We start from the raw sequence: 20,132 nt of genomic DNA, 5'->3' as shown, positions 1-20,132 counted from the left end.
AGGCGCGAATCGTCCTGTGGACCGATTCGCCGGAGCGCGCCGACGGGCAGGCTCGGAGACGTCCCCGAGCCACCTGCGAAAGGCCCCACGATGACGACCGAGTGCCCGGCCATGGTCCGCCTGAGCGACGCCATCGGCCGCACGGTCGCGGCCGGTACCGCCCGCGCCACCCTGCTGATGGACCTGTCGGGGACCCGCGCCATGGGGGAGGCGCTCCCGCGACGACGGCGCCCGCTGCCGGCCCTGGCCCGGGCCGTCCTGCGCCGGGTGCCCCGGCAGGTGGTGACCCGCGGCGTCCTCGACCTCGCCCGGCGCCGCGCCATGGCCGGCCACGACCACATCGCGTTCCTGCAGATCGATGACCAGGTCTGGAGCGGACGGCCGGGGCGCAGGCTCGACACGCTGGGCCTCACCGACCCCGGCCGGATCGTCACCCCGCTCGCGGCCTTCGACCGGCTCGCCGAGGTCACCGAGGCCGTCGACCACGGCGTCGTCCCCGACCGCGGCGAGCGGTGGCGACGGCTGACCGTCACCACCGCCGACGGCGAGCCGGGCGAGGTGTGGCTCGACGGCGCCCACGTGCGCCGGATCCGGCTCCCCGAGCAGCGGCAGGACTCGACCACGGTGACCCTCGACGCGTTCGGCACCGACGTCGACGACCGCGACTGGACCCGGCTGCCCGGCTGAGCTCCCGGTCAGCCGGCGGCCGCGGTCATCCGCTCGTTGTCCCGGCGCACCGAGCGCGCCGCGAGGAACAGCCCCACCGACGCGATCGCCATCGACAGCGGCACGATCACCGCGAGGGCCTGTCGCAGCCCGCTCGCCGCGGCCTCGGCCGCGCTCGCGCCCGCGGCCAGCGCGTCCGCGGCGAACGCGTCCGACAGCGCGCCGGCGATCACCGGCCCGACGGCGCCGCCGAGCAGGTAGAAAGCGGCGAAGAACACCGCCGTCGCCGTGGACCGCAGCCGTGGCCCGACGACGTCGGCGACGGCCGGGTAGGCCGAGGTGTAGTAGAGGTACTGCAACAGCCACCCGGCGCCGAACAGCACGACGAACGTGCCCGTCGCCTCCGGCCCCACGGACAGCGCGAACCAGGTCAGCGGGACCGACACCAGCGTCGCCACCGCACCGACCAGCACCCGAGCACCCGTCGAACGGCGGGCGGCCCGGTCGGAGACCCAGCCGCCGACGAGCAGCCCGACCAGCCCCGTCACGCCGACGACGACACCGGTCAGCACCGCCGCCCCGGTCAGGGACGCCCCGAAGTAGCGCTGGAACAGCGGCACGGTGAAGGTGTTGACCGAGTACGAGGCGAGGTTCGCGCCGATCCCGGCGATGATCAGGAACCACATGGTCGGGACGGCAAGGACCCGGCGGAACGGCCGGTCGACCGGCGTCGGCGGCGGCGTGGAGGCCGACGCCGACGCGGCCGCGGTCCTCGACGCCGGTTCGGACGCGCCGCGGCGGGGCTCGCGCACCAGGAAGAACCCGGCCGCGATCAGCAGCCCCGGGATCGCGGCCAGCACGAACGGCGCCCGCCACGTCCCGAACGCCTCGGCGATCGCGCCGACCGAGAAGTAGGCGAGGACGAGCCCGACCGGCAGCCCGAGCTGGAACAGCCCGAACGCCCGCGCCCGCTTCCCCGCCGGGTAGAGGTCGGCGATCGTCGAGTTCGCGGCGGGCGCGTAGCTGGCCTCACCGACACCGACGCCGACGCGCATCAGCAGCAGGGAGACGTAGTTCCAGGCCGCGCCGCTCGCGGCGGTCAGCAGGCTCCACGCCACGATGCCCCAGCCCATGATCCGGGCCCGCGAGCGGTGGTCGGCGAGCCGCCCGAGGGGGAGCCCGCAGACCGCGTAGACGACGGTGAACGCCGCCGCCAGGACGCCGATCTGCAGGTCGGAGAGCCCGAACTCCAGTTTGATCGGCTCGGCGACGATCGCCGGGACGGCCCGGTCGTAGAAGTTGAACGTGTTGGCGGCGAACAGCAGCGCCAGCACCCGGCCGGCGTTGGGGGCCTGTGCGCCCTGCTCGGTGGGCAGGAATCGTGCGCGTTCGGTCGTCATGTGGCCCCCGGTCCTCGGCGCGGCCGCGCCGTTGCGGCCACCCGGGACAGACTGCCCGACGGGGACGATTGCGTCACCGTCCACGTTCACGCCCTGCCCGTGGCCACCATCGACCGGGCACGGTCCGCGGGGCGGTCGTCCGGGCGCAGCCCGACCGGTCGCCGGGAGCGCGCCGCGGCCGCGGCGAGTGCCGTCGCGGCCGCGACCAGGGTCACCGGCACCGCGACGACCCCGACCGGGAGGACCCGGTGCAGCGAGCCCGTCGCCGCGACGGCGACGACGAAGACCGCGATGCGGGCGCCGGCGCCGGGGTTCCAGCTGCGCCCGGCCGGGTCGACCATGCCCGACACCCAGTTCGTGACGACCCCGGTGAAGTAGTTGGTGGGGGTGCCGGCCGGGCCGACCCGGCGCAGCGCCGCCCCCTGCAGGCCCATGGCCAGGGTCGCCGTCCCGATCATCGGCTCGACGGGGAAGGTGTGTCCGGGCCCGCCGAGCAGCCACGCGAGGCCGAACGCGGACAGGACCGCGAGCTCCAGGCCGAGCGTGACACCGACGGCGCCCCGGGCCGGCAGCCTCCGCTCGGCCAGACCGGCCGTCACGGTGCCGGCGACCACGCCCAGCACGTAGCCGCCCAGCGCCCAGGCCGCGGGAGCGAGCGCCGGGGCCGACCCCAGCCCGCGGCCGATCGCCACGAAGCTGCCGGTCATGGCGCTGACGACCACGTCGTGGAACGCCGTGAACGAGGCCCCGTCCAGGGCGCCTGCCGCCGCGGCCAGCAGCAGCGGTACCGCTGCGAAGATCCGTGCCGTCCGGGAGTCATGATCTGTTGAGAGCACGGCGGCAGCATTCGGCCGTTCGGCCTAACGCGACGCTAAGTGGTGGGCAATGGTCAGCTCACCTCCGACCCGGTGAGCCTCGTGGGTCGCAGACCTGACAGAACGCTGACGGGACCGCATGGGATGCGTGCCGCCGACAGCCTGGCCGAGTCCCCGCCCACCCGGCCTGCGCGGTGTGCCGAGGACCCGGATGGTTCGATCACCCCATGCTGCGTGCCGAGCGGACGAGCGTATGGCGCCGCGACTACGAGTTCACACAGGACGGTGCGCCGGTCAGCACCTTCAGCTCGCACTGGTGGCGCTCCGGCGGGCAGATCCAGGTCGAGGGCCGCGAGTACCGGATCGTATCGACCGTCTGGGGCAGGACCTACACGATGACCGACTCCGCGGGGAACGTCGTCGCCACGGCGGAGCGGGCTGGTCGCAAGCACTGGACCGTCACCGCCGACGGCCGGTCCTACCGCTTCCGCCGGGCCTCGGTGTGGAGCTCCGAGCAGCACCTCGTCGAGGGCGACAGGACCGTCGGGACGATCCGGAAGTCGAGCTGGTGGCGAGGCGGGGCCGAGGCGACCTTGCCGGGCCTGAGCCTGCCGGCGCAGCTGTTCGTCGTCGCGGTCGTGCTCTCGGTGTGGGAGCAGCAGAACGCGGCCGCAGCGTCGAGTGGGGGAGGCTGAACCGGTGGGCGAGTGTTCGGACGGATCTGTCCCCGGCCGGCGGCGCCGCGTCCGGCACGATGCCCGATCCGGGTCAGGACGCCACGACGCTCGCCGCCCGGAACGTCTCACCCGGCATGGCGCGGCGCACCTTCCAGGTGATCGCGATCGGCTTGCGGCCCTCGTGGGACACGTAGGTGCAGGCGCCTAGGCACAGGAACGGTGCGCCGGGGCCGATGTCGTCGCCGGGGGAGTCCCGGACGAACAGCACCACGTGGCTGCCCTGGTCGGCGTGGCCGAGGTAGCGGCGCCCCGTCCCCTCTCCGGAGAGGCCGTGTCCCGCCGGGCCCCGCGGCTCACGACCGCGGGCCACCCCGCGGCGGCCAGGACGCACGCCAGGTCCGCACCCGCACCCCGTCGGGGACGCGGCCGCCCGACAGGTCCCCGGCGCGCAGGCAGAAGTGCGTCCACATGTGCAACTGGATCTCCTTGCCGATCCGCAGCACGTCGAACGCCAGCGCCGCCGCCCGGTCCCCGGGCCGCGACCAGGTCTCGATGCGGAACCCGATTCCCCGGTCGTCGTCGCTCGCGGAGAACTCGATCTGCCCGGCCTCCAGATGACCGGCCAGTGTCGCGAACCGGAACGACGTCGCGTCGCGGTGCACCACCCGGACCGGCCCGTTCCACGGTGCCGGCATGAGCACCACGTACTCGTCACCCACGACGAGCTCACCGAGCCGCCCGCGCGTCTTGCGGAAGGTGACGACCTCGGACGGGGCGAGGCGGTCGAGGTCGGCGCACACCCGCTCCATCAGGGCGGCCGCGTCGAGACCGCTGTCGCGCACGTCGACGGTGAAGACGCGGTGCAGCAGCGGTCCGGACCCCTCCTCGACCGCCTTCACGTGCGCGTCGACCAGCTCCTCCGGCAGCGCCGGCGGCAGGTCGGAGGCATCGCCGACCGCCTCGGCGCGGTCGATGTGCGGCAGGCGGCGCAGGTAGCGCGTGGCGGTGAGGGCGAGTCCCGCGGGATAGCGCAACACCGCTCCGGCGCGGCGCACCGGGCCCGGCTGGGGCGTCGGTTCCGTGCGCCGTGCCGTGGTCAGCCGGGTCCGTTCCGCGTAGCGCTCCACCGCCGCCACCAGCCGTTCCGGGTCGGCGACGGTCACGGTGATCCCGGGGTGTCGCAGCGCGCCGAACGGGTCGAGTGCCGGGACGGGGCGGTGGAACCGGATGCACACACCCCGCTCGGTGGCGCTGCCGAACGTCACGCCCCGGTCGGCGAGCGACAGCCGAGCGCCGAGCGCCTTCACCGCGCGGAACGGGCCGGTGAGCTGGGCACCCGCCAGGTTCCGGACCGGTGTGGCGAGCGAGAAGAACCCGAAGCGGACCCGCAGGCCGTCGTCGTCGAGGTCGACGTGGGCGTCGGACTGATCGCCCACCCCGAACGGCAGCAGCGCCGCGCCGAAGCGCGGATCGAGGTCGAACGGGTGGCGTCGCGGCGACGCGTCGGAGTCGGGCACGCCCGCGGGTACCCGCTGCGCGCCGATCGACGCGGCGCGGCCCGTCCGGGTCACCCCCGTGCCCGCTTGAGGATCACCCCGATCTCGATGGTCTGCCCCGCTCCGACCGCGGGCACGATCGTCCCGACCGTCTCCCATCCCTGGGAGCCGAGCTCGTTGAGCTCCTGCTCCATGCCGGGATAGTCGAAGCCCTTCCAGCCGAGCTTGTACTTCAGCACCTTGTGTTCGAACATCGGACGTCCTCTCCGTGAACGGGTGGTCAGTCGGTGGCCCGCAGCAGTGCCGAGAGGCGGACGAGGACGTCCACCTGGGCCGGGTTGTAGAGCTCCCGCATCGCCGCGCTCGTCGTCTCCGCGAGGACCCGCGCGCCGCGCGGGGCGTCGTCGTCCGGGCCGGCCAGGTCCGGATGGGCCTCCTGGATTCGCCGCACGTACGGCGCCATCCGTTCGGCGAGGTCGGCGCGGGCTTCGGTGTCGGCGTCGGCGGGCAGGTGGTCGAACTCGCCGTCGGTCGGGTCGGCCGGCAGGTCACGCAGCAGCTCGCCGTAGGCGGTCAGCTTGCGCGGCCCCATGAACCGGCTCATGAGCAGCACCACCGACCGGTCGGACTCGGTCAGCGCGGCCGCCTGCGCCGGCGCCATGGCCACCGGCAGGTCCGCCGGAGCCCGGCGGTCGATGATGGTGGCGAGCTCGAGGCGGGCCCGCTGCAGCCGTTCGATCGTGGCCGCGAGCTCGGCGTCGAGCGTGCGCAGTGCCTGCTCGGGGTGGTCGCCCTCGTCGAGGGTGTCCGCGATCTGCGGCAGCGAGAACCCGAGATCGGCCAGCCGCTTGATGCGCAGCAGCCGCACGAGGTGCTCGACCCCGTACTGCTTGTAGCCGTTGGATCGTCGCTCGGGCTCGGTCAGCAGCCCCACCTGGTGGTAGTGCCGCACCGCCCGCAGGCTCGTGCCGGCCAGCTCGGCGACCTCCCGGGTGCTCCACGTCATGGGAGGAGCCCACACCGTGCCGTCGCGGCATGGTCAAGCCAGCAGTGACCTGGACCACACACCAGGGCCTTCGGCTTGAGTGTGCCGCAGCGGCACGGACTTCCCTCGTCGCAGCACACCACGACGAGGGAGGACGGCATGACCATGACCGAGCCGCCGCAGGACGAGACCCGCGACCGCGCCACCCCGAGCCTGCTCGACCAGATGGGCGGGACCGCGGGGTTCGTCTACTCGACGATCCCGGTGATCGTGTTCGTGACGGCGAACGCCTTCCTGTCCCTGCCTCTGACCATCGGCATCGCCGTCGCGACCGGTCTGGCCCTGTTCGGGTACCGGCTGCTGCAGGGAGAGAGGTTCAGCTCGGCGGTCGGCAGCCTGCTGGGCGTCGCGCTGGCGGCCGGGGTCGTCGCCTGGACCGGGTCGGCGCGCGACTTCTTCGCGATCGGCATCTGGGCCGCGCTGGCCGGGTTCGTCGTCACCGCCGGCTCGCTGCTGGTCCGCAGGCCGCTCACCGGCGTGATCTGGAACGCGATGCACGGCGGTAGGCACCCCTGGCGCTCGACGCCCGCGGTCCTGCGCGCCCACGACCTCGCCACGGCAGCCGCCGCGCTGGTGTTCGGCGCGCGGTTCGGGATCCAGCAGTGGCTCTACGTCGCCGAGTCCACCGGCGGGCTGGGCATCGCCCGGGTCGCCATGGGCACCCCGCTGACCGTGCTGGCCGCGCTGGTGGTCGTCTGGGCGTTCCGCCGCAGCACGAAGGCCCTCGTCCGGTGAGGGCGCTGCGACGCAGCCCGGCACTGTGGCTCACCGCCTACGGGCTGACCCTGCTCGGTGGCGGGATCATGGCGGCGGTCCTGCCGCTGCTGGTCCTGCAGCGCACCGGGGACGTGCTGGCCGCGGGCGTGCTGGCGACGGTGACGACGACGGCGTCCGCGCTGACCGGGCTGCTGTCGGGTCTGGTGGTCGACCGGGTCGACCGCAGGCTGGTCACCGTCGTCGCCGGGGTGCTCGGGGCCGCGGTGGTCGCGGCGCTGCCGGTCGTCGACGCGTTGTGGGGGCTGGGCATGACCGCCTTCCTGGTGCTCGGTGTGCTGGGTGCGGTCGTGCGGGTGCCCGCGATGACCGCGCAGGAGGTCCTGCTCCCGGCACTGGTCCGGCTCGACCCGCGCCCGGGCCGTCTCGACCGGCTCGTCGCGCTGCGGGAGAACCTGGCCAACGTCCTGCTGCTGGCCGGTCCGGCCGTCGGCGGCCTGCTGGTCGCGTTCGCCGGCCCGGCGTCGACGGTGCTCGTGGTGACCGCGGCGACGAGCCTGCTCGCGGCGCTGACCGCGGCACTGCTCGACCCACGGGCCGGTCGGGTCGAAGGGGTGCTGCGCACCGCTCCGGGGGGTGCGGTGCGCAGGGCCGTGCGGGATCTCGCGGAGTCGTGGGTGTTCCTGGCCGGGCAACGGCTGGTGCTCGGGGCGACGCTGGTGTCGGCGGTGCTGGTCGCGGTCATCGCGGCCCTGCAGACGACGCTGATGCCGGCCTACTTCACGGCTCTGGAGCTGCCCGCGCTCGCCGGGCTGACGCTCAGCGCACTCGCCGCGGGCGGCCTGGCCGGCTCCGTGCTGTACGCGGCGCTGGTGAACCGGGTGCGGCGCCGGACCTGGTTCGTGTTCGGGATGCTCGGCTTCGGAGCCGGCTTCGCGCTGGTCGGGAGCCTCGCCTCGCCGTGGCTCGTGCTCGGTGCCGCCGCGCTCGTCGGATTCACCAACGCCCCGGTCGGCGCGGTGCTCGGGGTGCTCACGATCGAGGCCACCCCGGACGCCCTGCGTGGCCGGGTCCTGGGCGCGCAGAACACCCTGCTGCTCGCCGCGCCGGCACTGACCGCGGCGCCGGTCGCGGCGCTGGCCTCGACCTCCGGCCTCGGCGGGGCCGGGATCGCACTCGCCGCGGTCGCGGTCGGCACCGCGCTCGTCGCGCTGGTGACGCCCGCGTTCCGTGACCTCGGTGAGCCCGGAGAACCCGGCGAGCCGGGTGCGGCCGACGCCCTCGCCCCGCCGGTGACGGCAGGTGTCCGGTGAGCCGGCGGCTGCGGCCGCTGCGTCGCCACGAGATCCTGCACCGTTCGCTGTACGCGACCCAGCTCCCCGAGACCGGCGGCCCCGGTGCGCAGTGGACCGTCGAGGTCGACATGTCCCGCGACTGGGATGCCCGCCTCTACCGCGACGGAGAGGAGGTCGGGCGGGCCGGGATGCCGGCGTCGCTGCCGGTGCCGGGCGGCCGGATCGAGGTCGACGCCGGCCTCTACGGCATCACCCGGATGCACCTGGTCACCGACGACGGCGGGGAGCGGCGGCTGCCCCCGGTGCCCGGGACGCTCGAGCACCGCCGCGCGCAGCTCGCCCGTCGCTCGCCCGCCGTGAGCCGCACGATCGCGGCGGTCGCCGTCGCCGTACTGCTGGTCAACCTCGTCCTGGCCGTCCCGGTGGCGCTGGAGCTGCTCACCGGCATCGACGCCGTCGCCGCCAGGTTCGGGACCTACACCTCGCCGATCACCCTTCCCGGCTGGCTGAACACGGGCCTCTTGGTCGCCGGTGTCGTCGCCGCGGCCGAGCGCGCGCTGACCTGGCGCCGCCACCGCGTCGTCGACGCCGAGACGATCTGGACCGCGTTGTGACCGCCGACCCGACCCTGGAGACCACCATGGCCCTGCCCGACCGGATCCCCGCCCGTGACCTGCTGCGGATGCCCGACCGCACCGCCGCGACCCTCTCCCCGGACGGCACCCGCATCGCCTTCCTGGCCCCGTGGAAGGGGCGCCTGAACGTGTGGGTGTCCGACGTGGACGGTGCTGGCGAGCGATGCGTCACCGCCGACGAGACCCGCACCGTGCTGCGCTACTTCTGGACCGACGACCCCCGTTACCTGCTCTACCTGCAGGACACCGGTGGTGACGAGAACTGGCACGTGTTCCGTGTCGACCTGACCGCGCCGGACGCGCCCGCGGTCGACCTCACGCCGTTCGAGGGCGCGACGGCGTTCGGTGTCGAGCAGCGCCCGGAACGCCCCGGGAAGCTGCTGTTGCAGAGCAACGCCCGCAACCCCGTCGAGTTCGACCTGTGCGAGCTCGACGTCGCGACCGGGGAGCTGACGGTGCTCGCGCAGAGTCCGGGCGGCGGGGACGGCTGGACCCTCGTCGGCGACGAGCTGCTGCGCGAGACCCTCACCGCGGACGGCGTCGGACGGGTGTGGCGCGGCGACGACCTGGTCGCGACCTTCGACGGCGACGCCCACCCGCTCGGCGTGTACCCCTACGAACCGACCCCGGACGGCACCGGCATCTGGGTCGGAACCTACGGCGACGGCGACCGCCTGCACCTCGGCCGGCTCGACACCGCCACCGGTGAGGTCACCGTGGTCGACCGGCACCCCGAGCACGACATCGACATCCGTGCCCAGATCTTCCCCAGCCTGCCGTCGGCGCTGATCCGCCACCGCGGCACCGGTGAGCTGCTCGGCGTCCGCTACCTCGGTGGGCGGCAGGAGATCCGGGCCTTCGACCCGGACTTCGCCGAGGTGCTCGCCGCGTTGCGCGACCTGTGCGACGGCGACCTGAGCGCGGTCTCCGGCGACGTCGAGGGCCGTCGGTGGGTGGCGACGTTCGTCCACGACCGCGACCCGCAGACCTGGTTCCACGACCGCGCCACGGGGGAGTCGCGGCTGCTGTTCCGCCAGCGCGCCGACCTCGACCCGGGGCAGCTCGCGCCGGTGGAGCCGGTCACGATCACCGCCCGCGACGGCCGGGAGATGCTCGCCTACCTGACGCTGCCGGTCGGTGTGGCGCCCGAGCGGCTGCCACTGGTGCTGATGCCGCACGGCGGACCGTGGGCGCGGGACTGGTGGGGCTTCGACCCGAGTGTGCAGCTGTGGGCCAACCGCGGCTACGCGGTGCTGCAGCCGCAGTTCCGGGGGTCCTACGGGTTCGGCCGCGCCCACATGGAGGCCGCGGTCGGGGAGTTCGCCGGCGCCATGCACGACGACCTGATCGACGCCGTCGACTGGGCCGTCGCCCGCGGGTACGCCGACCCGGACCGGGTCGCGATGTTCGGCGGCTCCTACGGCGGCTACGCCACCCTGGTCGGGATCGCGTTCACCCCGGACCGCTTCGCCGCGGCGGTGGAGTACGTCGGCATCTCCAACCTGGCGAACTTCCTGCGCACCGTCCCGGAGTTCACCCGCCCCGGCCTGGTCAACAACTGGTTCCGCTACGTCGGCGACCCGGCCGACCCCGCCCAGGAGGCGGACATGCTGGCCCGCTCACCGATCACCCGGGTCGACGACGTCCGCACCCCGCTGATGGTGGTGCAGGGCGCCAACGACGTCCGCGTGGTGCGCGCCGAGTCCGACAACCTCGTGGCGGCGCTGCGTGGGCGCGGGGTGGACGTGGAGTACCTGGTGTTCGACGACGAGGGCCACGCCATCGTCAACCCGGAGAACCTGGTGACGATGTTCGAGACGGCCGACCGGTTCCTTGCCACCCACCTGGGAGCCGACCGGGAGCGGTGAGCCGGTCTCCCGGACGTCCGCATCGCCCGAGCCGGACCCGACCCGTCCGCTCGGGGTGGTCGTCCCGCGGGCTCGGTGTGGTGGGCCCTCAGGGACGGAGCAGGGCTTTGCCTGCGATCTCGCGGTTCTCCAGGGCGGTGTGGGCGTCGGCGGCCTTGTCGAGGGCGAACTCCCTGCCCACCACCGGGTGCAGGTGCCCGGCGGCGGCCTCGGCGAGGACGCGTTCCTGGCGGGCGCGGCGGCCGTCGGCGAAGTCGGCGAGCTGTGCCACGCCGCGGACCTCCACGCCGGGGGCGGAGCGGGTGACGGGCGTCCCGCCCGCGTTGCCGTAGCCGGAGTACCGGCCGCCCTCGGCGACCAGCCCGAACGCCTCGGCGCCCAGGGTTCCGCCGACACCGTCGACCACCACGTCGATCTGGCCGACCCGGCGCCGGAGCGCGTCCGCCCAGCCGGGCTCGCCGTAGTCGACCGCCAGGTCTGCCCCGAGGGAGCGGACCAGGCCGAGCTTGGGTCCGCGCGCGGCCCCGATCACCCGCGCCCCCGCCCGGCGCGCGAGCTGCACGAGAACCGAACCGGCCCCGCCCGCCGCGGGCAGGACCAGCACCGTCTCGCCCGGGCGCACCCCCACCGCCTCGACGAGTGCGAGTGCCGTGCCGCCGTCGTGCAGGAGGGCCATCGCGTCGGCGAGGTCGAGCCCGTCGGGCACCGGGACCAGCGACGGGACCGGCGCCGCGACCTCCGCGGCGTAGGTGTCCGGCCCGTCGACGAGCACCCGTCGCCCGACCCACGAGGGCGCTACCCCGGGCCCGACCGCCAGGACCCGGCCCGCGTCGCCGCGGCCGGGGACGTAGGGCGGGGTGGTGCCGAATGCCGGCGCGGCGCCCCGCCGGATCAGGGTGTCCAGGAACAACACCCCGGCCACCTCGACCCCCACCAGCACCTCGCCCGGCCCCGGCACCGGCGTCGGCAGCTCCACGGGACGCAGCACCGACGGTCCACCGAATTCGTCCACCCTGATCGCACGCATGCGAGCAGGGTCCGACCTCAACTCGACGTCACGTCAAGGTCCTCCCCGTGCGGTGCCACCGTGACGGTCGTCCCGGCCGGGGTGTCGGGATGGATCACGGCGTGGTCGCCGTTCCCGAGCACCTCCACTCCCTAGGGGATGAGGACGACCTTGCCGGTGACGTGGCCGTCCTCGACGAGCGCCAGCGCGGCCCCGGCCTCGTCCAGCGGGCGGACCTCGCGCACCATCGTGTCGAGCTCGTTCTCGGCGACGAGCCGGGCCAGCGCGTCGAGCACGGCGGTGCTGCGGTCGCGGGTGACGTCGCGCCCGCCCAGCTGCGCGACCAGCGGCTTGTCCGCGATCGAGTACAGCGTCGCGGGTGGGACGAGCCCGGCCACCGCACGCAGCGCGTCGCCGCCGACGAGGTCCAGGGCGCCGTCGATCCCGCCCGGTGCTGCCGCGCGGATCCGGTCGGCGACGCCGTCGCCGTAGGCCACCGGTACGGCGCCGAACCCGGCGAGCAGGGCGTGCTTGCCGGGGCTCGCCGTGCCGACGACGGTCAGACCGCGGCGGCGGGCCAGCTGCACCAGCGGCAGACCGACCCCGCCGCCCGCCCCGTTGACCAGCAGCGTCGCCCCGGCGGGGAGGTCGAGGTTGGTGAGGGTGTCCCAGGCGGTGCCCGCGGCGACCGGCAGCACCGCCGCCTGTTCGGGGGAGACCCCGGGTGGGCGGTGCGCGGCGAAGCCGGCGATGACCCGCGCCCGCGGCGCCCACCCGCCCTGCATGTCCGGGCAGCCGCCGAACACCTCGTCGCCGGGGGCGAACCCGGTGACGCCGTCGCCGACCTCCAGCACGGTCCCGGCGACCTCGCGGCCGAGCACCGCGGGCCCGGCGACGCCGTAGTCACCGTCGCGCATCCGCCAGTCGCCCGGGTTGACCCCGGCCGCCCGGACCCGCACGAGCAGCTCACCCGGCCCGGGTCGCGGCTCCTCGACCTCGACGAACGCCTGCTGCTCCGGGCCACCCGCCGCCACGAACCCGTACCCGCGCACCCGCCACCTCCGTGATCGTTCCTTGGGGGCCCACGCTACGTCCGGCGGTCCCGGGCTGTGCGAAGATCACGATCCGGTATATCGTTAGCATATGCAACGGACTGTGCCGACCGCGTCCGAACGCCTCCTCCGGATCCGTGACCGGTTCGTCGCCTCCGACCCCGGCCTCGTCCGCCTCGTCTCGGCGGTCCGGGCCGTGCTGGCCATCGCCACCGCGCTGGGCGTGGAGTACCTCGTCGCGACGGCGACGGGCACCCCGCCGCTGGTGCCGATGATGCTCGGGGCGGTGGTGGCGATGCTGTCCTCGTTCGGGGTCGTCGACGCCACCCGCGCCGGGCAGGCGGTGACGCTGTGCTTCCTGGGACTGTCGATGCTCGCCGGGATGGGCGTGGCGCTGCTCGTCGACCGGAACCGGCTCGCGTCGCTGACCGCGTTCGTCGTGGTCGTGTTCGTCGCGGTCTGGGTGCGGCGCTTCGGGCTGCGGTTCTTCGTCTGCGGCATGGGCGGGTTCATGGGCTACTTCTTCGCCCTGTTCCTGAGCCTGCGCCCGGAGATGCTGCCCGGGGTGGCGTTCGTCGTCGCGGTCGCGATCGCCTGGGTGATGCTGCTGACGCTGGTGCTGCTCCCGGTCCGCAACGACCGGGTGCTCCGCCGGATGCTGCGCTCGTTCGAGGCGCGGCTCGCCGGTCTCGCCGGGACCGTGCTGGCCCTGGCCGAGCACGCCCCGGGTACCGCCGGGCGGGCCCGCGTCGAGGCCCGGCTGGCGAGTCTGCTGGTCCGCGTGAACGAGGCCGCGCTGGTCATCGACGGGCAGCTGGGGACCCCGGCCGCCGTCGCCGACGACGACGCCGCCCGGATCGTCCGCCGGGCGGTGTTCGACGCCGAGCTGGCCGTGACCGCACTGACCCGGGTCGGGCCCGACGCCCTCGACTGCGACGACGCCCGTGCGGTCCTCACCGCCCTGCACGGCGGCCGCTGGGACGCGGTGCGCGAACGGGCCGGACGGGTCGCCGACCGGGTGGCGGCCCCGGCGCCGCGCCGGCTCGCCGTCGACGCGACGGTGCTCGCCGACGCCCGCGCCGAGTGGACCGACGCCCTCGACGCGGTGCGGGAGGAGGGCGCCCGCGACACCGCGTTCGCCCCCGCCGTTCAGCTGTTCGGGGGCAACCTGCCCGGCTCGGCGGGCACGGTGACCCGGTTGCACCGCCCGCCGGACCCCGGCCGCCCCGCCTCACGGCTGTCGCTGACCACCCGCCAGGCGGTGCAGGTCGCGGTCGCCACCGCCCTCGCGATCGCGGTGGGCGACGCGCTGTCCGAGCAGCGCTACTACTGGGCGGTGCTGGCGGCGTTCATCGCGTTCACCGGCACCGCGACCGTCGCCGAGACGGTGCGCAAGGCGGCACACCGCATCGTCGGCACCATGATCGGCCTGGTCGGCGCGATCGCGCTCGTGCCGGTGCTGGGACCCGACGTCGCCGTGGTGCTTCCGGTGATCCTGCTCAGCATGTTCGGCGCGCTCTACCTGTTCCGGCTCTCCTACGCGCTGATGATCTTCTTCATCACGCTGATGCTCGGCGAGCTCTACGCGCTGCTCGGGACCTTCACGGTGGACCTGATGGTGCTGCGGCTGGAGGAGACCGTGGCCGGCGGCCTCGTCGGCTGCGCGGTGTCGGTGCTCGTGCTGCCCACCCGGACCCGGTCCGCCGCGGAGGAGGCCCGGCGCGGACTGCTCGACGCGCTGGCCGAGCTGCTGGGCACGGTCGACCGTGCGCTGCGCCGCCCCGGCCCGTGCGAGGACCTGCGTGCCGTGGCGCGCACACTCGACGCCGCGCTGCACCAGACGCTGCTGCTGGGGCGCCCGCTGGCACGGACCTGGCTGGGCTCCACCCACCGCGACGTCGTGCACGAGCTGACCGCCTGCACCGCCGTCGCCGAGCACGCGCGGCGCCTGGCCCGCTCCGCCGAAGGGGTGTCCGGGACCCCGGCACTGACCGCGGCCTGCGCCCGGCTCGCGCAGCTCACCGCGGACGCCGTCGCCGGGCGACCGGTCCCCGCGGGCAGCTGCGCGGGCGTGCTCGACCTGCTGATCGGCCCGGCCGGCGGGACCGGGCGCGGCGCCGCGCCCGCCCGTGAGGCGGGGCTGCTGGCCGCCGAGCTCCCGGCGCTGCTGGAGACCGTCGACGACGGGCCCGCCCCGGCCACGGTCGGGCGGGTCCGCGGCCCCGACGGCGCCCCCGCCGCGGCGACGGTCACCGTCGTCGACGGGGCGGGCCGCCAGCTGGACCGCGTCACCACCGGCGACGACGGCGGGTTCGCCGTCCGCGTGCCGGCCGGGACGCACCTGCTCGTCGCGGCCCCGGCCGTCGCCGGGCCCGTGCCGCACGGTGAGCACGTGCACCTCGCGCCGGGGACGGTGCTGCCGGACGTGGTGCTGGCCGCGCCCCTCACCCGTCCGGCGCCCGTGCCCGCCGGGGGCAGGGTCCCGCTGCGCGGACCGGCACGGGCGGTCGGGCGTGCGTGCGTCGGTCACGCCTGAGGACGGGCGCTCAGGTCGGTGGGGCCGGCTCACCGTCGCGCTCCGCGGCGAGCGCCTTCCCGGCGCGGACGAGCACGTCGAGCTGGGCGGTGTTGTACAGCTCGCGCATCGCACGGCCGAGGGTCTGCTCGGCCCGCTGCTCGCCGATCGGCGCGTCGGTGTTCGGCGCGACCAGACCGGGATGGGTCTCGTACAGCGCTCGCATGTACGGCACCATCCGGTCGGCGAGCTCCTGGCGGGTGGCCTCGTCGGCGTCGGCGGGGAGCGTGTCGAACCGCTCCTGCGCCGGGTCGGGGCGGGCCTCGGCCAGCATGTCCGCGACGGCCTGCAACCGCTCCGAGCCCAGCACTCGCGGCAGGACGAGGGTGAGCGACCGGTCGGCGTCGGACATCGGCTGGTCCGCGGCCGCGGCGAACTCGGCGGGCAGGTCGGTCGGTGCGGCGCGGTCCAGGATCAGCGCGAGCTCGGCGCGGGCCTGCTGCAGCCGCTCGATGGTGGCGGCCAGCTCGGCGTCCAGTGCGCGGGCGGCCTCCTCCGGGTGGGCGTCGGCGTCGTTCATCTCCGAGATCTGGGCCAGCGAGAACCCGAGGTCGACGAGCCGCTTGATCCGCAGCAGCCGCACCAGGTGCGCCACCCCGTACTGCTTGTAGCCGTTCGCGCGCCGATCGGGCTCGGCCAGCAGGCCGATCTCGTGGTAGTGCCGCACCGCCCGCAGGCTGGTCCCCGCCAGCTCGGCGACCTCACGGGTGCTCCAGGTCACGACGTCCCCCTCGTCCGGTTCCTGCTCCGCCCTCCACCTTGCCGCATCCGTCGTCCCGTCGGCGGGCAGACCCGGGTCCGGCCTGGATGTCAGACTGCGCCGGGGGGGAGGTCGGCGTGTCGGGCCCGCTCCGACCCCGGTCGACGACACCGTCGCCCGGTCCGTCCGTACCCGCGAGAGGACCTGGCTGTGACCGAGCACCTCATCCGCTACTCCGGCCGCGGCGGGTTCACCCCCGGCGTCGTCGCCGGGGCCCACGGCAGCACCGTCACCTTCGAGGACGGCCGCGAGCTGCTCGACTTCACCTCCGGTCAGATGAGCGCGATCCTCGGGCACGCGCACCCGGAGATCGTCGCGACCGTCCGCGAGCAGGTCGGGCGGCTCGACCACCTCTACAGCGGGATGCTGTCGCGGCCGGTGATCGAGCTGTGCGAACGGCTGTGCGCCTCGGTCGGCGGCGGCCTGGACCGGGCGATGCTGCTCACGACCGGCGCGGAGTCCAACGAGGCCGCGATCCGGATGGCCAAGCTCGTCACCGGCCGCCACGAGATCGTGTCCTTCGCCCGGTCCTGGCACGGGATGACCCAGGCCGCGGCGAACGCGACCTACGTCGCCGGCCGCGTCGGCTACGGGCCCGCCGCCCCCGGCAACTTCGCGCTGCCGGTGCCCGACCGCTACCGCCCCGACCTCGTCGACGACGCCGGGGAGCTCGACTGGCGCCGCCAGCTCGACCTCGGGTTCGCCCTGATCGACGCCCAGTCCGTCGGCAGCCTCGCCGCCTGCATCGTCGAGCCGGTGCTGTCCTCGGGCGGGGTCGTCGACCTGCCGCCGGGCTACCTGGCGGCGCTGCGCGACAAGTGCCACGAGCGCGGGATGCTGCTGATCCTCGACGAGGCCCAGACCGGTCTGTGCCGCACCGGCGACTGGTACGCCCACCAGCGCGACGGCGTGGTCCCCGACATCCTCACCCTGTCCAAGACGCTCGGGGCGGGACTGCCGCTGGCCGCCGTCCTCACCACGGCCGCGATCGAGCAGGTCGCGCACGAGCGCGGCTTCCTGTTCTTCACCACCCACGTCAACGACCCGCTCCCGGCGGCGGTCGGGCTCACCGTGCTCGACGTGCTCACCCGCGACCGGCTCGACCTGCGCGCCCGCGAGCTGGGCTCGCTGCTCCAGGACGGTCTGCGGGACCTGGCCCGCACGTCCGGGACGATCGGCGACGTCCGCGGCCGCGGCCTGCTGGTCGGGCTGGAGCTGGCGGGCTCCGACACCGACGCGCTCGGAGCGGCCGTCACCACGCGGTGCGCCGAGCTGGGGCTGCACATGAACATCGTGCAGCTGCCCGGCATGGGCGGGACGTTCCGGATCGCGCCGCCGCTGACCGCGACCGAGGACGAGATCCGCCGCGGCGTGGAGATCCTGGGCGCGGCCCTGGGCGAGGTGGGTCGACGCGGGTGACCCGGGTACCCGTCAGCCGGCCGTGACGAGCGTGCGGTCACCGTCGGGCCGGGCCCGGACCGCCGCCCCGGCCGGGTCGCCGTCGAGCAGCTCCAGCAGCTCGTCGTCGTCGCCGCGCCCGACGAACCGCGCGCCACCGTCGTCGAGCCGGCCGACGACGACCGCGTCCCGGCTGCCGTCGCGGCGGTGGCGCACCGTCCAGGTCTCGACGGTCGCCGCCCCGTCGGCCGCGGTCGTCGTCGGGACGGTGGCGACGGCGTCGAGCCGGGCCTGGATCGCGGCGCTGTCGTCGTCGCGCCAGGGGGTGGGGCGGGTGGAGTAGACCCCGGCGGAGTACTTCGACAGGAACCCGCCGTTCGCCCCGACCAGGCCGTAGGTGCCCGGGTCGGCCCGCAGGCGTCGCACGACCTCGGCGATCGCGTGCATCGCGTAGTCGTTCCCCGGTCCGCCGAAGAACGGCAGCCCACCGGTGACGGTGAGCCCGCGCGGGTCGTCGGCGGCCAGACCGAGCGGGTCGGCGACGCTGGACACCGCGATCGGGAAGCAGGAGTACAGGTCGATCGCGGACAGGTCGTCCACACCGGTCCCGGCCAGCTCCAGGGCGTGCCGTACGGCGGCCTCGGCGGCCGGGTAGGCGCCCAGGGCGGGGCGGTCGAGCACGGCCTTCTCGGTGAGGTCGGCGTGGCCGTGCAGGAACACCCACCGTTCCGGGGCGATTCCCAGGTCCCGGGCGGTGCCGACCGAGGTGAGGACGACCGCGGCACCCTGGTTGACCTGGTCGCGCGAGACCAGGAACCGCGGATACGGGTCGGTGATCATCCGGTTCCGGTCGTCGACGGTGACGAGTTCCTCGGCGGTGCGGACGCGCGGCGCGGCGGCGTGCGGGTGCCCGGCGGCGACCCGGGTGAACGGCGCGAACAGCGCGCCCATCCCGCGGGCGTAGGCGTCCCGGTCGAGCCCGAGCCGGGCCCGGCGGGCGTTCTCGCACAGCGCGTAGTACCCGGCCGGGGTGCGCACGCCGTGCTCCTCGGCGACCGGGCTGCGCAGCTCGGAGCCGTACCCGCGGTCCTCCAGCGTGCCGCCGACGTGCTCGCCGTGGTCGGGCCGCTCGTCGGTGGGGCGCGACATCATGTGCCGCACCGTCGACATCGCCTCGGCCCCGACCAGCAGCACCGCGCCGGCTTCGCCGCGGGCGATCGCGCCGGCGAACTCGGTGACCAGCCGTTGCGGGGACTGCCCGCCGACGACGTCGAGCACCGCCCGCTGCGGGTCGGCGCCGACCCGGCGGGCGACCGCGCGCGGGTAGTTGTCCGCCCGGCCCAGCGGCGCGACGGCGCCCGGGAGCGACATCTCGAACTGTCGCACCCCGGCGACGACGGTCAGCGCCGCCGCGACCGCCGACGGGTCCGCGCCGGTGTCGGCGAGCGCCGCGGCGGCCGCGGCGGCCCCGAGCCCGACCGGCGACAGGGCGGCGTAGCCGGGCTCGCCGATCCGCTCGGAGGCCTCCCCGACCCCGACGACGACGGGTGTGCGCGGGTCGAGGCTCATCGGACCAGCCCCGCGAGCGCGGCGATGCGCTGCTCGCACCCGCGCGCCATCTCCCGGGTGATCTCGCCCGCGCCGCGCAGCTCGGTGAACGCGCCGACGACCTGCCCGACGAAGAACGACTGCAGCTCCTGCGCGCCCGCGTTCCCGGCGTCGGCGGCGGCGTCGATGCTCGACCAGGCCTGCAGGGTCAGCAGCGGCTGCAGAGGCATCGGCAGCGGCGCCGGCGCGCCGGGTGCCTCCCAGGCGTCGTGGTAGGCGCTGCGCAGCTGCCGGGCGGGCTTGCCGGTACGGGCGGGGGAGCGGACGGTGTCGCCGCTGCCCGCGGCGAGGAACTTGCGCTTCACCGACTCCGGCGCCACGTCCTCCACACTGGACAGCCACACCGAGCCGCACCAGACCCCGGCCGCGCCGAGCGCGAGCGCGGCGGCCATCTGGTCACCCGAGGCGATGCCGCCGGCGGCCAGCACCGGACGGTCCCCGGCGATGCCGACGATCTCCGGGGTGAGCACGGTCGTCGCGATCGTGCCGGTGTGCCCACCGGCCTCGGTGCCCTGCGCGACGAGCACGTCGACCCCGGCCGCCAGCTGCCGTTCGGCGTGCCGCCGGGTCCCGACCAGGGCGGCGACGGCCATCCCGGCGTCGTGCGCGCGCTCCACGAGGTGCGGTGGCGCGGTGCCGAGCGCGTTCGCGACGAGCGCGGGCCGGTGCGCGAACACGGCGTCGAGCTGGGCCTCGGCGCCGCGCCGGCTCATCCCTGCCGCGATCGCGTCCCGCCCGGGGTCGGCTGGCAGCCGCGGGATGTCGTAGCAGTCCAGCAGGTCGTCGACGAACGCGAGGTGTTCGGCCGGGAGCTGAGCGCGCAGTGCGGCGACCAGGTCCTCCCGGTCGGCGCCGGGGTCGGCGGTCTTCTCCGGGACGAGCAGGTCGACGCCGTAGGGCCGCCCGTCGAGCTGCTCCTCGATCCAGTGCAGCTGCGCGTCGAGCTCGTCGGCGGTGTACGACACGGCCGCGAGCACCCCGAACCCGCCGGCCCGGCTCACCTCGGTCACCACCGCCGGGGACCGGTTGAACCCGACAATCGGGTGTTCGACGCCCAGCAGATCGGTCAGCGCTGTCCTGATCACACCGCCGAGCCTATTACGGACGGCCAGCGTCCAGAAG

The 20,132-nt window shown here is 75.1% G+C and carries 19 protein-coding genes; 8 read left to right on the top strand and 11 right to left on the bottom strand.

The genetic code is table 11. From position 1 onward, the window contains the following. The first annotated feature begins 90 nt into the window (after positions 1–90). The gene (locus Ae331Ps2_RS01660) at positions 91–687 is read left to right on the top strand and encodes a hypothetical protein (protein ID WP_075311210.1); all 597 of its coding nucleotides are present in this window, start codon (positions 91–93) and stop codon (positions 685–687) included. An 8-nt stretch (positions 688–695) separates the two neighbouring features. Here Ae331Ps2_RS01660 and Ae331Ps2_RS01655 read toward each other — a convergent pair whose 3' ends face one another. Then, on the bottom strand, positions 696–2,066 hold the full coding sequence (locus tag Ae331Ps2_RS01655; protein ID WP_075311212.1) for an MFS transporter: 1,371 nt from the start codon (positions 2,064–2,066) through the stop codon (positions 696–698). Positions 2,067–2,152: 86 nt separating this feature from the next. Beyond that, the gene (locus Ae331Ps2_RS01650) at positions 2,153–2,902 is read right to left on the bottom strand and encodes a DUF1275 family protein (RefSeq protein WP_075311214.1); all 750 of its coding nucleotides are present in this window, start codon (positions 2,900–2,902) and stop codon (positions 2,153–2,155) included. Between the two features lie 206 nt (positions 2,903–3,108). Between Ae331Ps2_RS01650 and Ae331Ps2_RS01645 the strand changes: the two genes are divergently transcribed. Further along, positions 3,109–3,576, top strand: a complete 468-nt coding sequence (locus tag Ae331Ps2_RS01645) for a hypothetical protein (RefSeq protein WP_020623323.1) — start codon at positions 3,109–3,111, stop codon at positions 3,574–3,576. 73 nt (positions 3,577–3,649) lie between these two features. Here the strand turns inward: Ae331Ps2_RS01645 and Ae331Ps2_RS01640 are convergent, their stop codons facing one another. Genes Ae331Ps2_RS01640 through Ae331Ps2_RS01625 form a run of 4 tightly spaced genes read right to left on the bottom strand, consistent with a single transcriptional unit; the run spans position 3,650 to position 6,060 of the window. Then, positions 3,650–3,949 carry a hypothetical protein gene (locus Ae331Ps2_RS01640; RefSeq protein ID WP_175581828.1) on the bottom strand — a complete coding sequence of 100 codons (300 nt, stop codon included), beginning with the start codon at positions 3,947–3,949 and terminating at the stop codon, positions 3,650–3,652. Further along, positions 3,912–5,129: a DUF1990 family protein gene (locus tag Ae331Ps2_RS30905; RefSeq protein ID WP_249265646.1), complete on the bottom strand. Its 1,218-nt coding sequence runs from the start codon at positions 5,127–5,129 to the stop codon at positions 3,912–3,914. Before Ae331Ps2_RS30905 ends, Ae331Ps2_RS01640 begins: the two co-directional genes overlap by 38 nt. Beyond that, a complete protein-coding gene (locus tag Ae331Ps2_RS01630) occupies positions 5,126–5,308 on the bottom strand; it encodes a DUF4177 domain-containing protein (RefSeq protein WP_020623321.1) in 183 nt (60 codons plus the stop codon). Before Ae331Ps2_RS01630 ends, Ae331Ps2_RS30905 begins: the two co-directional genes overlap by 4 nt. A 26-nt stretch (positions 5,309–5,334) precedes the next feature. Then, a complete protein-coding gene (locus Ae331Ps2_RS01625; protein WP_075311216.1) occupies positions 5,335–6,060 on the bottom strand; it encodes a MerR family transcriptional regulator in 726 nt (241 codons plus the stop codon). A 138-nt stretch (positions 6,061–6,198) separates the two neighbouring features. Here Ae331Ps2_RS01625 and Ae331Ps2_RS01620 point away from each other — a divergent pair, with 138 nt between their 5' ends. From Ae331Ps2_RS01620 to Ae331Ps2_RS01605, 4 genes are read left to right on the top strand one after another with little or no spacing between them, the layout of a single operon-like run. Further along, complete coding sequence (locus Ae331Ps2_RS01620; RefSeq protein WP_075311218.1) at positions 6,199–6,834, top strand: DUF3159 domain-containing protein; 636 nt, start codon at positions 6,199–6,201, stop codon at positions 6,832–6,834. Further along, positions 6,831–8,126: an MFS transporter gene (locus tag Ae331Ps2_RS01615; protein WP_233147616.1), complete on the top strand. Its 1,296-nt coding sequence runs from the start codon at positions 6,831–6,833 to the stop codon at positions 8,124–8,126. The genes Ae331Ps2_RS01620 and Ae331Ps2_RS01615 overlap by 4 nt, the downstream gene beginning before the upstream one ends. Then, complete coding sequence (locus tag Ae331Ps2_RS01610) at positions 8,123–8,722, top strand: hypothetical protein (protein WP_083695132.1); 600 nt, start codon at positions 8,123–8,125, stop codon at positions 8,720–8,722. The genes Ae331Ps2_RS01615 and Ae331Ps2_RS01610 overlap by 4 nt, the downstream gene beginning before the upstream one ends. Beyond that, positions 8,719–10,611: a S9 family peptidase gene (locus tag Ae331Ps2_RS01605; protein WP_233147615.1), complete on the top strand. Its 1,893-nt coding sequence runs from the start codon at positions 8,719–8,721 to the stop codon at positions 10,609–10,611. The genes Ae331Ps2_RS01610 and Ae331Ps2_RS01605 overlap by 4 nt, the downstream gene beginning before the upstream one ends. 88 nt (positions 10,612–10,699) lie before the next feature. Here Ae331Ps2_RS01605 and Ae331Ps2_RS01600 read toward each other — a convergent pair whose 3' ends face one another. Then, the gene (locus tag Ae331Ps2_RS01600; RefSeq protein ID WP_349289810.1) at positions 10,700–11,599 is read right to left on the bottom strand and encodes a zinc-binding dehydrogenase; all 900 of its coding nucleotides are present in this window, start codon (positions 11,597–11,599) and stop codon (positions 10,700–10,702) included. Between the two features lie 170 nt (positions 11,600–11,769). Beyond that, complete coding sequence (locus tag Ae331Ps2_RS01595) at positions 11,770–12,669, bottom strand: NADP-dependent oxidoreductase (protein WP_075311222.1); 900 nt, start codon at positions 12,667–12,669, stop codon at positions 11,770–11,772. 91 nt (positions 12,670–12,760) lie between these two features. On the opposite strand from Ae331Ps2_RS01595, the gene Ae331Ps2_RS30190 reads away from it, so the two are divergent. Next, complete coding sequence (locus tag Ae331Ps2_RS30190; RefSeq protein ID WP_139318966.1) at positions 12,761–15,205, top strand: FUSC family protein; 2,445 nt, start codon at positions 12,761–12,763, stop codon at positions 15,203–15,205. A 10-nt stretch (positions 15,206–15,215) separates the two neighbouring features. On the opposite strand, the gene Ae331Ps2_RS01580 is transcribed toward Ae331Ps2_RS30190, so the two are convergent. Then, positions 15,216–15,965, bottom strand: a complete 750-nt coding sequence (locus tag Ae331Ps2_RS01580; RefSeq protein WP_075313002.1) for a MerR family transcriptional regulator — start codon at positions 15,963–15,965, stop codon at positions 15,216–15,218. Between the two features lie 183 nt (positions 15,966–16,148). Between Ae331Ps2_RS01580 and Ae331Ps2_RS01575 the strand changes: the two genes are divergently transcribed. Next, positions 16,149–17,423 (top strand): aspartate aminotransferase family protein, encoded by a 1,275-nt coding sequence (locus Ae331Ps2_RS01575; protein ID WP_075313004.1) that lies wholly within the window; start codon positions 16,149–16,151, stop codon positions 17,421–17,423. Between the two features lie 12 nt (positions 17,424–17,435). Here Ae331Ps2_RS01575 and Ae331Ps2_RS01570 read toward each other — a convergent pair whose 3' ends face one another. Further along, on the bottom strand, positions 17,436–18,971 hold the full coding sequence (locus Ae331Ps2_RS01570; RefSeq protein ID WP_075311224.1) for an acetyl-CoA acetyltransferase: 1,536 nt from the start codon (positions 18,969–18,971) through the stop codon (positions 17,436–17,438). Further along, a complete protein-coding gene (locus Ae331Ps2_RS01565) occupies positions 18,968–20,095 on the bottom strand; it encodes a nitronate monooxygenase family protein (RefSeq protein WP_249265357.1) in 1,128 nt (375 codons plus the stop codon). The genes Ae331Ps2_RS01570 and Ae331Ps2_RS01565 overlap by 4 nt, the downstream gene beginning before the upstream one ends. Positions 20,096–20,132 lie beyond the last annotated feature (37 nt).

This window comes from Pseudonocardia sp. Ae331_Ps2 (assembly GCF_001932405.1).
In the GTDB taxonomy this organism is placed as follows: Bacteria; Actinomycetota; Actinomycetes; order Mycobacteriales; family Pseudonocardiaceae; genus Pseudonocardia.
This window is presented reverse-complemented; position numbering and strand designations above follow the sequence as displayed.